The sequence below is a fragment of the Acinetobacter sp. SwsAc2 genome, from assembly GCF_013391465.1.
GTDB classification, from domain to species: domain Bacteria; phylum Pseudomonadota; class Gammaproteobacteria; order Pseudomonadales; family Moraxellaceae; genus Acinetobacter; species Acinetobacter johnsonii.
In genome coordinates this window covers 1-14,222 of sequence record NZ_JACBEZ010000013.1, presented here as the reverse complement: position 1 = coordinate 14,222, position 14,222 = coordinate 1, and the positions used below count along the sequence as shown (strand labels likewise).

The following is a 14,222-nucleotide window of genomic DNA, read 5'->3' as shown; positions in this document are numbered from 1 at the left end:
GTACGGGTTGCATTTGAGTGGGTAATAAAAAGCAACCTACTATTTATATAGATTGTGTCTATGGTCTCTATTTACAAGGGAGTATTCAGGGTGTTTGTAAACGTAAATGTTTGATACGACTTAGATTTACCGTGAGTAACCTTGTAACGTTATATTTAAGAGTTTAATCCAGTTCGGTCGAAAAGATTTTTCTTTTTTTATGGCTTTTAGTCGTATCTGAAAAAATATTTCCCTTTAATTGGATATATAGGGGAAATATTTCCGTGTATTTTTGAGATGTGTTTAATCTTTTTTCTTCATTTCTCGAATTTGGTTTATTTCATTCACTTTTTTGAAGAGGTTATGAGAACTCTATGACCATATCGGGCTGTATATCTGCAAGTGTTGCAGTGCCCATCAACGCCATGGTGATCTCAAATTCTTCTTTTAAGATTTTAAGCACATGGGCAACGCCTAAGGCACCCGCAGTGGCAAGACCATAAATACATGGTCGCCCAACTAAAACCGCGGAAGCTCCCAAGGCAATAGCCTTAAACACATCTGAGCCGCGACGAACACCGCCATCATATAAAAGAGGGAAGTCATGCGGAACGGCTTTTTTGATGAGTTGCAAGGCTTTTAGTGGCGGAATACAGGTATCTAAAACACGACCGCCGTGGTTAGACACAATTAAGCCTTGTATGCCATGTTGAATGGCCAGTTGTGCATCGAGTGGACTGACGATGCCTTTTAACAGGATGGGTAAATCAGTCTGTTGAACCATCCATGCGATGTCGTCCCACGTTGGAGCAATTTTCATTAGTCCGTTAAACACGGGATGATCGCCTTCTCGCAGTTCAGGCAGTGGAATATGGGTAGGAGTGTGCGGATGCTGCATATTTTCAGGGAGGTGAAAGAAGGCTCGACGCTCTCGGTCACGGATACCTGTATGTGGTGAGTCCACAGTGATGACAATGGCGGTGAAGTTTTGTGCCTCAGCGAGCTTAACCAAAGCCAAAGATTTATCACGGTTACCTTGCCAATACAGTTGGAACCATTTGTAAGGATTCTCAGGTTTGAATGTTCGCATGTCCGTGTTGGTAAAAGTACTCAAAATCATATTGCTACCGAGTACTTCAGCTGCCAGTGCGGTTGCAGCTTCTGCTTCAGGATGAAACTGCTGTTGATGTCCAATCGGTGCCACAAAAATAGGATGTGGAAAGGTTTGTCCTAAGATTTCACAGCTCGTATTGCCTTGAGTGAGATCTCTTAACATGCGTGGTATCAAGTGCAGGTTTTGGAACTGAGCGAGGTTATTCCGAACACTGATCTCATCCATAGCACCACCTTGCAAATAGTGCCAGACCATCTCAGGCAGATGCTTTTCTGCCTCAATTTCATAGTCTGCAATCGTTTGCAATGAGGCGGGAATTTGGGTGAGCGGTGGCAAAACAGTTTTTGATGTCATGGAGCGGTCCAATTGCTACAGTAGTTAACGTTGAGCTGGGATTATTGTTTTACAGTTCAGCCCATTTTCGCATCAGGTTATGATACAGACTGGTGAGCTTAACCACTTCCTGATGTTGATCACTGAGTTGCACGCGTAGGTTCTGAATAGTTTGATCAAGATTAAATAAGATATGGCGGTCAGCATCATCTCGAATCATGCTTTGAACCCAAAAGAACGAAGCGACACGGCAGCCTGAGGTCACTGGTGTTACCTCATGCACGCTAGTAGATGGATATAAAATCATATCACCCGCGGGTAGTTTCACTTCATGATAGCCATAGGTGTCTTCTACTACCAAATCGCCACCTTCATATTCGTCAGGTTCGCTTAGAAAAACAGTGCAGGATACATCAGTACGAATCCGATCTTTGCTTCCAGCTACCCAGCGAATGGCATTGTCCACATGGAAGCCAAAAGTTTCGCCCTGTTCATAGCGGTTAAAATAAGGCGGCAAAATATCTAAAGGTAGGGCAGCGGACATAAAGAGTGGATGTTGTCCAAGTGCTTCTAAGATGATATTGCCTAAGTGTTGTGTGAGAGGGTGATCTTCGGGGAGCTGTTGATTTTGTTTTACATTTTTTGAGAGTGATCCTGTGGTTTTTTTACCATCAATCCACTCCACTTTTGCCATTTCATTACGAAAGTATTGTACCTGTTCTTTGCTTAATACATTGGGAATATGATGGATCACAACGCGACCTGCTGAAAATGAAAGATCTATTTAGTCTTTAAGCATATATAAAAATAGCCTCAATGAGAGGCTATTTTTATCAAATCTCAGGATGAAAGAGATTTTAGTTATAAACTTAGTATTTGAAGTTTAGAGACAGTACTGCGCTACGACCTTCAGCTTCAGTTGCATAGTGAGATGCGTAAGCTTTAGTGAAATAACGTGTATCAGCCAAGTTGTTGACATTTAACTGAAGGTCAACATTTTTGTTTACGTTGTAACGCGCCATAGCATCGTAGCGAACGTAACCTGGTACATATTTTGTGTTTGCTAAGTCACCATAAACTTTGTCCATCGCAATTGCGCCAGCACCTAAAGTTAACTGTGGCACAATTTGGTAAGTTGTCCATAGCGTAGCACTGTTTTTAGGAACGTTAGGCATTTGGTTGCCATTAAATATAGATTGGTCTGTACATGTTGTACCACGGCAACTTACACCATTTTTGGTCGCTTTACTGTCTAAATAAGTATAACCAGCACTAATATCCCATTTATCAGTAATCTTACCGTTTAAACCAAGTTCAAGACCATCCACTTTACTTTCACCGATATTGCTATAGGTTGTAGGAGACAGTTGAATACGAGCATTTTGTTTTTCAGTACGGAAAATAGCAGCTGTTAAATTTAGGCGATCTTGTAGCAAGTCCCATTTTGTACCGATTTCAAAAGTACGACTTTCTTCAGGATCTAGGTTGCTATAAGCCGCTCCAATGCCTTCTGAACCGTCACCAGCATCGATACCAACAGGGTTTGCAGAAGTAGCATAACTTGCGTAAATAGACCCATTTTCAACAGGTTTAAAAGTAATACCTGCTTGATATGTGAAAAAGTCGGTATCACTTTCAGTTTTTACTTTATCGCCGGCTTTTGCTGTAGCAGGATTAGCAATAACAGCACTGTTACGAGCTCCATAAGTCATGGTCTGTTCAGTATCAAACTTATCCCAGCGTAAGCCCAAATCTAAAATCCACTGAGGGCTGAATTCAATGTTGTCTAGTAAGTAAATAGAAGTAGATTTTGTTTGAGTGTTGTATTGGTCAGCATCTTCGGTACTAATGCTGCCTGTCCATTGTCCGCGATTAGGATTCTGAACCGAGGTGCACCAACCAGAGCTCACATTTTCAGGCTTGCTACAATCCGAGTAGGCACTTCCCGTAGTATTATCGCCATTGATAATATATTGCGTACGATCTGTTTCTTGGTCTGAGTACTCAGCACCTAGGTTAAAGCTGTGCTTTAAGCGACCTGTATTAAATTTACCTGTTAAAGCCAATTGGTCTGTAAAGGTATCAGTATCAGCTACACGTGAGTTAACACGCGCCCATACATTGCCATTTTTATAAATGTTACCTTTAGAATCATCTGGATTCGTCCAAAGATAGTCATTTTTTGATTTGTTATAAACAGCGGTATTGCTAAGGGTTAAATTATCGGTAAGATCATGCTCTAATTTGATTGTACCTATTTGGTTCTCTTGTTTTTGGAAATCACGGTCTTTCCAACCATAGTAAACACCCTGTTTTACATCAATTGGTTTTCCTGAGTATTGTGAATAGCCCGTAGGATTGTTGTATGGCACACCTGAATCAGGGGTATCATCAGTTTTGAGGTAGTAGTAGCTTAAAGTTGCACGCGTGTCGCTGTCTAGACCAAAAGTAATACTTGGCGCAATACCTGCACGTGCATATTCAGTACCATCTTCTTGACCCGCTTTGTCATTGTGGTGACCCATTACGGCAACACGAGCAGCAATACCATTACCAAAATCTTTGTTACCGTCTAAAGTAATACGTTGGTAATCATCCGTTCCTGCACCCACAGAACCTTCTAAAAAGTCCCCTTTTTTTGCAACTTTAGAAATCATGTTGATGCTACCACCAGTTGTACCTGCACCGCCCATAGCAGATGCAGAACCTTTAGTAATTTCAACTTGCTCAATCGCAAACATTTCACGGTTTTGAGAAGTAGAGTTACGTACACCGTCTACGTACATTGAACTTTCAGAGTTATAACCACGGATAAATGGACGGTCACCATTTGGGTTACCACCTTCACCTGCACCAAGTGTGATACCAGGCACTGTGCGTAAAGCATCGCTTAAAGTTGTAACTTGAGTGTCTTCAATCAACTGTTTAGAAATAACAGATACTGACTTTGGTGTGTCGAGTAGGGGAGCAACGAACTTGCTGTTTGCAGATTTGTCTACTTTCAAACTTTGTTCTGCTGCCGCTTCCGTGTGAATTGTTTCTAATTGCGCGATTTGATCTTGCGCAACAGCATTGACTGCAACCACAGAGAGTGTTGAAGCGATTGCTGAAGAAACCAGCTTTTTACGTGTTTTGATGAAGGCCATAACGAATCTAGTTCTAACGTTGTAAATTAGTATGCGAATAATAATGATTCTTATTTTTTGTAGCATAACTATTACATTGAAATTGTCGATGCTCAGATGTGTTTGTGTAGAAAAAATAAATGTAATAATGTAATGAATTAAACATAAGTTTATGATTCTTATTTAAATTGGAAAATTAGATTATGTTTTTGTAATGTTATTGGAATTTAAAATTTACTTTTTGCAAGCCAAGTTTAAAGGCATTTTTACAAGTGAATATGTATAAATTATGTTGGATCTATATTAGCTATGTACGAAGAAAACCCTGCCGGAGCAGGGTTTTCTTTAGATATGACTATTTTTAGAAGTCGTAAGAAACAGATAGCCAATAATTTCGACCTGGCAAATAGGTTCCTTCTGAGCTTCGACCTATAGATAAGTATTTATAGGCCTGCTGAACATTACCGTTTGTATCGACATAGTCCATATATTCAGTAAAGTCTTTATCTAATAAGTTATTTACAGCAGCATTGACCCGAACATTATTATTCAACTGATAGCTTGTCCCTAAATTGAACAGGTTATAAGCCGAGAATTTGTTGTCTGTATGCTGTTCAATACTAACTTCACCACCAGTTGGTGCAGCTAAATAACGAGGACGTCCTGACTGATACTCATGTTGCAACCAAACATCGAGACTATTATTGATATGCCAAGTCGATGTTAGGTTAAATAGGTGTTTAGCTGTCGATTCGAGCGCATAACCTTTGTTTGCACCTTTAGTTATTTCAGACTCGGTAAATGTATAGGCAGCTTTGATATCCCATTCAGGAATAATTTGATACTTAAGTGATGTTTCTAAGCCGTAGATTTCAGCTTCATCTGCATTGAAACTCTTACTATAAGACGTTACGTTGCTGTTGAAGTTTGAGCAATCATTAGTTGTGCACAAAAAGTTTCGAGAAACGATTTTATCTTCTACAACATTAAAAAATGCAGTGGCATTAAAGTCTAATGTATCTGTAGGTTGATAATTTAAGCCTAGCTCGTAGTTAACTGATGTTTCTGGTTTTAAATCAGGGTTACCTAGACTTGGTGTGGTGCCTTGGCCGCTATAGCCAATAATACCGTTGTATAAATCTTTTGCTGACGGTGTCTTATAGCCTGTGCTTACACCACCTTTAAGTGTTAAAGCATCAGTTGTATTCCATACTAAATAAGCACGCGGGCTAAAGTGACCACCAAATCCTGAATGATCTTCATAACGACCACCGAAGGTGAAATGTAAGTTATCTAATAAGCTCCATTCATCTTCTGCATAAACTGACCAAGTATCTTGAGTAAACTCTTTGCCCATTCCTGCAATATCATCAGCAATAGTAACATCTTTATATTCTGTGCCAACTGTTAGCTTGTGGTTAGCAATAGGTGCAATTAAATGTGAATCAAAGACTAAATCGGTATTTTCCAAAGATCGTGGTTGGCCAGCTAAAGCAGGGAAAGCATCAGTTGGAATGGTACGACCTTTGGTTTCGGTTTTATTTTGACTAATGTACGTTTTCCATTGGCCAAAATCATAATTACCATCATGTCCCGCCGAAATTTGTAGACGATTAAACTCTAATTCATCTTCATAGCCTGCAATACCACCGCGGCTAAAAAAGTTGCCTAGTCGTTGGTCTGAGTTGTCATAGGTTTGGTTTGAGGTAAAACCATCAACCCAGAAAGAGTTTTTATCGTCGAATGTAAATTGTAATTTTCCACCAACATCGTAGTTTTCAGCTTTGCTTGGGCGTGGGTCGCGTGAGGTTGAACTAGCCACAATGCGTTCTGAGCGTTGACGGTCTAAATAACTACCACGGAGCTGTAAGCCTAGACGATCATGAATAATTGGGCCATTGAGCACAAAGCTGGTTTTCCATGAGTCGGCTTCGCTGCCATGTTCCATGACATTGCCGCTGACAGTGACATTACCATTCCATTCATTACTAATTTTTTTGGTAATAATATTGATGACACCACCCATGGCTTCTGAACCATAGCGTGTTGCCATTGGTCCACGAATGACTTCAATACGTTCAATAGAGGCTAAAGGTGGTAAAAAACCATTTGATGTTTCACCAAAGCCGTTTGGAGTGACATCTGATGAGGTGGTTTGGCGACGACCATCAATTAAAATCAGGCTATAGTCATTGCCTAAGCCACGCATTTTGATATTCAGACCTGATGTTTTTCCTACCCCTGAACGAATATCAATACCAGGAATATCAGCTAATAGGTCTGCAATGTTGGTTGCATTTTTCTTTTCAATATCTTCTTTTTTGACCACGCTAATTGAAGCTGGTGCATTTTTAATATCTTGTTCAAAACCCGCAGCTGAAACCACAATGGTGGAAAGCTGATGGGTAGATGAATCTTCAGTTGTTGTTTCTGCGAAAACAGGAGTGGTGATTGCCCCAAGCAATGCCAATGAAAGAGGGTGTAGATTAAACTTACTCATAACTAGAGTTCCAATGATGGACGAGAAAAAAATTGAAAAAAACGATTAAAGTTGACGCAAATATTAATGGTAATATTTATCATTTGCAACAAAAAGCCATAAAAAATATAATACTTTGCGCTTAATCAGTAGCGATTTAAAAATATTCAAAATAAAAACGATAAATGACGAAAAAAATATGTGGTTTCAATCGGGTGTTTTGTATATCGTTCAATGTTGTCATATAATGTGGCACTTTTTAAAATTGTTCTTACCAAAAGATTGAGGAAGCCATGCAAGTAACTTCTGAAGCGGTTTCGGGTGTTACCCGTCGTTTAAATGTATCTGTACCGACGAGCCGTGTTAACGAGCAGTTCGAAGCTCGCTTAAAACGCACTGCTAAAACTGTGAAGATCAACGGCTTCCGTCCAGGTAAAGTGCCAGTAAATGTTGTTCGTCGTGAATATGGCGCGGGTATCTACCAAGAAGTCGTAAGCGACATTATTCGTGACACAGTATTTGAAGCGATCCAACAAGAAAAAATCAATGCTGTTGGCATGCCAAACATTGAAAAATCTGAATTAAAAGACGACGCGCTTGTATACGAAGCGACTGTTGAAGTTTATCCAGAAGTTAACGTGAAATTTGATGGTTTAGAAGTTGAACGTAAAGCATCTGAAGTAAACGACAAAGATGTTGATCAAATGATCGAAAACCTTCAGAAGCAACGTGCTTCTTGGGCTGAAACGAAAGGCATGGCTAAAAAAGACATGCAAGTTACTTTCGACTTTGAAGGTTCAGTAGACGGTGAGAAGTTTGAAGGCGGTTCTGCAGAAGACTTTAAACTTGTTTTAGGTTCAGGTCGTATGATCCCTGGCTTCGAAGACGGCATCGTTGGTATGAAGAAAGGCGAAGAGAAAGTGATTGATGTAACTTTCCCTGAAGATTACCAAGCTGAAAACCTTGCTGGTAAATCAGCTCAATTCAAAATTACTGTGAAGCTTGTTGAAAAACAAAAACTTCCAGAAGTTGATGCTGAATTCCTTAAAATCTTTGGTCTAACTGAAGAAGAAGGCATTGAGAAGTTAAAAGCTGACGTTCGTAAAAACATGGAACGTGAAGTGAAAAATGGTTTGCGTAATCAAGTGAAAGGTGCAGCTTTTGATGCACTTGTAGCTGCAAACGAAGTTGAACTTCCTGCATCTATGGTTGCTCAAGAAGTTGACCGTCAACGTCAACAAATGATCCAACAGTTCACTCAGCAGTTTGGTGCTCAAGGTGCGAAAGCATTTGACTCAAGCATGCTTCCAGATGAATTATTCAAAGAACAAGCAGAAAAATCTGTAAAATTAGGCGTACTGGTAAGCAAAGTTTTAGCTGATGCTAAAATTGAAGTAGATCAAGCACGTGTTGATGCTTACATCGAAGACATGGCTTCTTCTTATGAAGATCCAGCTGAAGTGATCGAATACTTCAAAAATGACAAACAACAACGTTCGCAAATCGAAGCTGTTGTGTTAGAAGACCAAGTGGTTGATCACATCTTAGCGTCTGCTAAAGTAACGGATACTGCTGTAAGCTACGAAGACTTATTGAAAGAGCAACAAGCTCGTCAACAAGGCTAAGTTTAGCTAAAGTAAAAAAGGCGCTTTGAGCGCCTTTTTTATTGTGATCTGGGTTTGTAAAAGGCCTTGCGTTCACAAAGCTTATGCAAAAAATATCTGTTATTTACTTGGGAATATTTTGCATTTTCAGCAATTATCCCTCATATTGTGACTATGAGTTGAGTAACAAAAAATTTAGGAATAAGTAAACGTATGTATATTCCAACTATCGATAATGCCTTAGTTCCAATGGTTGTAGAACAGTCATCTCGCGGTGAACGTTCATTTGACATTTATTCACGTCTTTTGCGTGAACGCGTCATTTTTATGACTGGTGAAGTTGAAGATAACATGGCGAATTTGATTGTCGCGCAAATGTTGTTTTTAGAAGCGGAAAACCCAGATAAAGATATTCATCTTTACATTAACTCACCAGGTGGTTCGGTGACTGCGGGTATGGCGATTTACGATACCATGCAATTTATTAAACCAGATGTTGTGACCTATTGTATGGGGCAAGCAGCATCAATGGGTGCTTTCTTGCTGAATGCAGGTGCGAAAGGTAAACGTTATTGCCTTGAAAATGCACGTGTCATGATCCACCAACCGTTAGGCGGTTTCCGTGGTCAGGCATCTGATATTGAAATTCATGCACGTGAAATTCTGTTCATTAAAGAACGTTTAAACCGTTTAATGGCAGAGCACAGTGGTCAAGACTATGAAACTGTGGCACGTGATACTGACCGTGATAACTTTATGACAGCGCAAGCTGCAAAAGAATATGGTCTCGTGGACGAAGTGTTATCTAAACGTCCATAAGTTTTAAAAGTTTAGAATTGGAGTGAATATGTCCGAACATCCTCAAGGACAAAAGCATTGTTCATTTTGCGGTAAAACGCAGTCTGAAGTTGGGAAACTGATTGCAGGCGAGGACGCGTACATCTGTAATGAATGTGTGGACGTATGCTTAGACTTGGTGCAAACCAGTCAACAAGTTGAGTCGGGTGACTGGGCTGCAAAACCCTTGCCTAAACCTCACGAGATTCGTGCGGCACTAGATCAATATGTCATTGGTCAAGATGTGGCAAAGAAAACCTTGTCAGTTGCTGTCTATAACCACTATAAACGCCTTAAAGCGACACATGGTGGACATAAAAACGATGATGCTGTTGAAATTGCAAAAAGTAATATCTTATTAGTAGGACCAACAGGTTCGGGTAAAACCTTACTTGCGCAAACCATGGCACGTCTTCTCGATGTTCCTTTTGCTATGGCTGATGCAACGACACTTACCGAAGCAGGCTATGTCGGTGAAGATGTTGAAAACATTGTACAAAAGCTTCTACAAAAAGCAGACTATGATGTAGAAAAAGCGCAAAAAGGTATTATCTATATCGACGAAATCGACAAGATTACCCGTAAGTCTGAAAACCCATCGATCACGCGTGATGTGTCGGGTGAAGGTGTACAACAAGCTTTACTGAAAATGATCGAAGGTACGGTTGCCTCTATTCCCCCTCAAGGTGGTCGTAAGCATCCGCAGCAAGAATTCATTCAAATTGATACTTCAAATATCTTGTTTATCTGTGGTGGGGCATTCTCGGGTCTTGAGAAAATCGTACAACAGCGCCAAGAAAAAGGTGGAATCGGCTTCACGGCTGAAGTGAAGAAGAAAGATGAAGGCAAGAAATTGTCTGACTTGTTCCGTCAAGTTGAAGCGACCGATTTGGTGAAATTTGGCCTGATTCCGGAGTTTATTGGTCGTTTACCTGTAATTGCGACTTTGGAAGAGTTAGACGAAGAAGCTTTGATGCAAATTCTGACTGAACCGAAGAATGCATTGACCCGTCAATATCAACATTTGTTTGATATGGAAAATGTTGATCTGGTTTTTGAAGACTCAGCACTACGCGCTGTGGCGAAAAAAGCCTTAGACCGCAATACGGGTGCACGTGGCTTACGTTCTATTTTGGAAAATACGCTGCTTGAAACCATGTACGATTTACCAAGTCGTACCGATGTTGGTACGGTTGTGGTGAATGAAGACGTGATTAACGGCACGGCTGCACCATTATTTAAGCCAGAGCGTTTACCAAGAATCGAACAGAAAGATGCAGCTAAAGTTGATTTAAAAGTGATTAACTCAAAATCCGCTTAAGTTGTTATTCATCCGAAACGTGTGAAAATCGAGTGTTTTCACACGTTTTTTTATATTCAAAAAAAAGAGGGAATGCTACTCTGCATCAATAGGCTGGGATGCCTAGATTAAAACTAAAAATTCAGTATCAAAATAAAAATACGTCGTGAGGAATAATCATGCGTGCAATGACGATTACGCTTTTAAGCAGTTTAATTTTATTGGGTTGTCATGGAAAAGTGACAGTTGAACAACCTGAATTAACATCAACCCTCAGTCATGAGATTGATTTTGAACACGATCCAGGTATGGTCGAGCAGTATCGCATTGGGGTGTTTAGTGTAGGTGGATGGGTCAACCAAAAATTAGGACAGCGTTTTCAGCGTGTCCAACCCCAGCATGAACAAGCGGCGATGGTTTATCTGTATCGTCCAGACTCAAAATGGAATCGACAAGAAATTGTGGCATCGAGTTTATTTATCAATAAAGAGCGCATTCCAAGCCTGCTGAACAATCATTACTATTGGGTCGAATTACCCGCAGGGACTTATCGTTTATCGAGTAGTCGGCCTTTGGGTATTAACCATTTTCAAAAGCCGAAATATATCGATTTTAGCGTAGAAGCAGGGCAGTCTTATTTCATCAAGTATGATGAAGAGAACTTATCCACACGCCGTGATGTTTCGGGGCCTTTGGCGGTTATCCCTGAAAAAATTGCGATTCAAGAAATTGCATTTACCCAGTTAAAGTCCAACAGCTACAACTTTGTCGCGGAAGATCAACACACGGGTGAGCTACGAAAGAAAGCGCAAAAACTTAAACCTGCCAAATATGACCCAAGTGAAGATGTTCAGCTGATGAAGCCCTTTAAGCTGTGGAATCCTTTAACCTGGTAAGTGAGCTATTGTACTTTTTTGGCTTGTTCAAATAATGGTGTCAGGGTCTTTTCAATTTGACGATTCATTTCCAGCTGAATAGCAGGATCTTGCATCATTTCAGCAGACATGGCGATGCTATTACGCATGATTTCACTCATCATTTTGCTGCTTTTTTTATTGATAGACTGGCCTAGAGGTGTTTCAAGAAACTGAATGTTGGCCAATACTTCCTCTTCGGTAAAGGTCTGCATATATACATTTTTAAGCATTTGCATAAATTTAGGATCTGAAATCAATTTAGTGCTAAACGATGCCGTGATTTCAGCGATTTGCTTGGCTGCTTTTTGCTGTTCAGTATTGAGTGTTGATGTTTTAAAAATATTCTTAATGATTTCTTCGGCTTGTTGGTCATAAACGGGGCGCATTTCTTGCTGAGACTGTGCTAATGTGCCTTTAATATCGCCGAGTTTGAGCGCTTTCTCTACCGATGCTTCGGTCGCGGGTTTGGCAAAAGAAGCTGTGCTGAGGACACATAAGGTAATACCGCAAAGGATGTGATTTAATTTTTTCATTGTTGGTCTATATCTTTTGATTAAGTCTATAAAAGTAGGAAAAAAATACCCTTAACATGACCTTAGCATGTTAAGGGTATCCAAAAAAGTAAAACTTAAGTTTTAGCCCGCTGCAGCATCGACTACTGGAATTTTACCAATTTTGGCTTGCCAGATTTTTGGTGCTGTTGCGTGAATAGACGTACCATTCACATCAACTGCTACCGATACAGGCATGTCTTTTACTACAAATTTGTAAATCGCTTCCATACCTAAGTCAGCAAAAGCAACCACTTCAGCTTCACGAATTGCTTTAGACACAAGGTAAGCTGCGCCGCCCACTGCCATCAAGTAAGTTGCTTTGTTGTCTTTAATTGCTTCAACAGCTGCAGGGCCACGGTCCGCTTTACCGATCATGCCGAACATACCGGTTGCTTCAAGTACTTGACGTGTGAACTTGTCCATACGTGTTGCTGTTGTTGGGCCAGCAGGACCAACCACTTCATCACCGACTGGATCTACAGGGCCAACGTAGTAAATGAATTTACCTTTTAAGTCGACAGGAAGCTCTTCACCATTGTTCAGCATGTCGACCATGCGTTTGTGTGCAGCATCACGACCTGTATAAATTGTACCGTTTAGAAGCAAAGTGTCGCCTGGTTGCCAAGCGTTCATTTCTTCTTGGGTAATGGTGTCGAGGTCAACGCGCTTAGAGGTTGATGAATCCCAAGTGACTGATGGATAGTCTTCAAGTTTAGGTGCTTGAATGTGTGCAACACCTGTACCATCAAGTTGGAAGTGCGCGTGACGAGTCGCTGCGCAGTTTGGAATCATACCCACTGGTTTGCCCGCAGCGTGACATGGGTAATCTTTAATTTTAATATCTAGAACTGTGGTTAACCCACCTAGGCCTTGCGCGCCAATACCCAGTGCGTTTACTTTTTCGAAGATTTCCATACGAAGTTCTTCGATTTTATTTTCAGGGCCACGACGAAGTAATTCGTCCATGTTGATTTCTTCCATGAGCGATTCTTTCGCAAGCATCATGGCTTTTTCAGCAGTACCACCAATACCAATACCCAACATACCTGGTGGACACCAGCCAGCACCCATAGTTGGAACAGTTTTAAGTACCCAATCCACGATTGAGTCAGATGGGTTTAACATAGCCAGTTTAGATTTGTTTTCTGAACCGCCACCTTTTGCCGCAACGGTAATATCCACTTTGTTGCCTGGAACAAGTTTGTGATAGATCACAGCAGGGGTGTTGTCTTTGGTGTTTTTACGACCAAAAGCTGGGTCAGCCAATACAGAAGCACGCAGTACGTTTGAGTTTTCTAAGTAACCCTGACGTACACCTTCGTTGATTGCATCGTCTAAGCTCATAGTTAAATCAAATTTAACATCCATGCCCACTTCAACGAATACGTTAACGATACCTGTATCTTGACAGATTGGGCGGTGACCCTCTGCGCACATACGCGAGTTAATTAAGATTTGTGCGATCGCATCCTTCGCGGCTTTGTTCTCTTCACGATCATATGCACGGCTCATCGCTTGGATGAAGTCTTGTGGGTGATAGTAAGAAATGAACTGAAGCGCGTCTTTGACCGATGTGATCAAATCATCTTGCTTGATAATAGTGGTCATACAAATATCTCTTGAGCGGGCTGATAGCTAGCGGGCTAAATTATAAGACAAAATGCCGAGGTTGTGGATGTTTTGCGAAGCCTTTGGGCGAAAGTTTAATAGTTGAACAAAATTGATGAGAAAATGAGGTTATAAAGGGTGGTAAATATGACAAAAATATCTAAATTTAATGAAATATTTCATGTCTAAATTTGGATTGTGAATATTATTTATTACTTAAGATATTGAATATATTTTAAAAATAATACGCCAATCTCAACTTTGAATAAGGCTTTCCAGTTGTAAAGGTGGATTTCCTAATCGTGTATTTAAAATTACTGCAATGGTATGTGAAAGAATCTTACGCGTAATTCTATGCGTTAAATGCCATAA

10 protein-coding genes and 1 pseudogene are annotated in these 14,222 nt (G+C 40.4%); 4 read left to right on the top strand and 7 right to left on the bottom strand.

The window, feature by feature from the left end; translation table 11 throughout:
- Positions 1 to 340: 340 nt before the first annotated feature.
- The 4 genes from HYI04_RS07615 to HYI04_RS07600 all read right to left on the bottom strand — a co-directional run bounded on the left by HYI04_RS07615 (position 341) and on the right by HYI04_RS07600 (position 7,051).
- On the bottom strand, positions 341 to 1,447 hold the full coding sequence (locus HYI04_RS07615; protein WP_159153365.1) for an alpha-hydroxy acid oxidase: 1,107 nt from the start codon (positions 1,445 to 1,447) through the stop codon (positions 341 to 343).
- Positions 1,448 to 1,496: 49 nt separating this feature from the next.
- The gene (locus tag HYI04_RS07610) at positions 1,497 to 2,180 is read right to left on the bottom strand and encodes a Fe2+-dependent dioxygenase (RefSeq protein ID WP_159153364.1); all 684 of its coding nucleotides are present in this window, start codon (positions 2,178 to 2,180) and stop codon (positions 1,497 to 1,499) included.
- Positions 2,181 to 2,295: 115 nt separating this feature from the next.
- Positions 2,296 to 4,572 (bottom strand): TonB-dependent siderophore receptor, encoded by a 2,277-nt coding sequence (locus HYI04_RS07605; RefSeq protein ID WP_159153363.1) that lies wholly within the window; start codon positions 4,570 to 4,572, stop codon positions 2,296 to 2,298.
- A gap of 340 nt (positions 4,573 to 4,912) precedes the next feature.
- Complete coding sequence (locus tag HYI04_RS07600; protein WP_159153362.1) at positions 4,913 to 7,051, bottom strand: TonB-dependent receptor domain-containing protein; 2,139 nt, start codon at positions 7,049 to 7,051, stop codon at positions 4,913 to 4,915.
- Between the two features lie 272 nt (positions 7,052 to 7,323).
- Here HYI04_RS07600 and tig point away from each other — a divergent pair, with 272 nt between their 5' ends.
- The 4 genes from tig (at position 7,324) to HYI04_RS07580 (ending at position 11,667) form a co-directional block, all read left to right on the top strand.
- Entirely contained in the window at positions 7,324 to 8,655 is a 1,332-nt protein-coding gene (tig, locus tag HYI04_RS07595; protein ID WP_004979052.1) for a trigger factor, read from the top strand.
- A 192-nt stretch (positions 8,656 to 8,847) separates the two neighbouring features.
- Positions 8,848 to 9,453 (top strand): ATP-dependent Clp endopeptidase proteolytic subunit ClpP, encoded by a 606-nt coding sequence (clpP, locus tag HYI04_RS07590; protein ID WP_004692427.1) that lies wholly within the window; start codon positions 8,848 to 8,850, stop codon positions 9,451 to 9,453.
- A 28-nt stretch (positions 9,454 to 9,481) separates the two neighbouring features.
- Entirely contained in the window at positions 9,482 to 10,792 is a 1,311-nt protein-coding gene (clpX, locus tag HYI04_RS07585) for an ATP-dependent protease ATP-binding subunit ClpX (RefSeq protein ID WP_159153361.1), read from the top strand.
- Between the two features lie 158 nt (positions 10,793 to 10,950).
- Positions 10,951 to 11,667 (top strand): DUF2846 domain-containing protein, encoded by a 717-nt coding sequence (locus HYI04_RS07580; RefSeq protein ID WP_078425199.1) that lies wholly within the window; start codon positions 10,951 to 10,953, stop codon positions 11,665 to 11,667.
- Positions 11,668 to 11,672: 5 nt separating this feature from the next.
- On the opposite strand, the gene HYI04_RS07575 is transcribed toward HYI04_RS07580, so the two are convergent.
- From HYI04_RS07575 to HYI04_RS07565, 3 genes and pseudogenes are all read right to left on the bottom strand, one after another.
- Positions 11,673 to 12,221 (bottom strand): DUF2059 domain-containing protein, encoded by a 549-nt coding sequence (locus tag HYI04_RS07575; RefSeq protein WP_159153360.1) that lies wholly within the window; start codon positions 12,219 to 12,221, stop codon positions 11,673 to 11,675.
- Between the two features lie 102 nt (positions 12,222 to 12,323).
- Entirely contained in the window at positions 12,324 to 13,850 is a 1,527-nt protein-coding gene (locus HYI04_RS07570) for a fumarate hydratase (protein WP_004692421.1), read from the bottom strand.
- A gap of 255 nt (positions 13,851 to 14,105) precedes the next feature.
- Positions 14,106 to 14,222, bottom strand: a pseudogene (locus HYI04_RS07565) (IS982 family transposase); the annotation flags it as partial.

Excerpts from the sequence above, each read along its gene's own strand:
- HYI04_RS07615 (WP_159153365.1), bottom strand. The coding sequence starts at position 1,447 with ATGACATCAAAAACTGTTTTGCCACCGCTCACCCAAATTCCCGCCTCA.
- HYI04_RS07605 (WP_159153363.1), bottom strand. The coding sequence starts at position 4,572 with ATGGCCTTCATCAAAACACGTAAAAAGCTGGTTTCTTCAGCAATCGCT.
- HYI04_RS07600 (WP_159153362.1), bottom strand. The coding sequence starts at position 7,051 with ATGAGTAAGTTTAATCTACACCCTCTTTCATTGGCATTGCTTGGGGCA.
- tig (WP_004979052.1), top strand. The coding sequence starts at position 7,324 with ATGCAAGTAACTTCTGAAGCGGTTTCGGGTGTTACCCGTCGTTTAAAT.
- clpP (WP_004692427.1), top strand. The coding sequence starts at position 8,848 with ATGTATATTCCAACTATCGATAATGCCTTAGTTCCAATGGTTGTAGAA.
- clpX (WP_159153361.1), top strand. The coding sequence starts at position 9,482 with ATGTCCGAACATCCTCAAGGACAAAAGCATTGTTCATTTTGCGGTAAA.
- HYI04_RS07580 (WP_078425199.1), top strand. The coding sequence starts at position 10,951 with ATGCGTGCAATGACGATTACGCTTTTAAGCAGTTTAATTTTATTGGGT.
- HYI04_RS07575 (WP_159153360.1), bottom strand. The coding sequence starts at position 12,221 with ATGAAAAAATTAAATCACATCCTTTGCGGTATTACCTTATGTGTCCTC.
- HYI04_RS07570 (WP_004692421.1), bottom strand. The coding sequence starts at position 13,850 with ATGACCACTATTATCAAGCAAGATGATTTGATCACATCGGTCAAAGAC.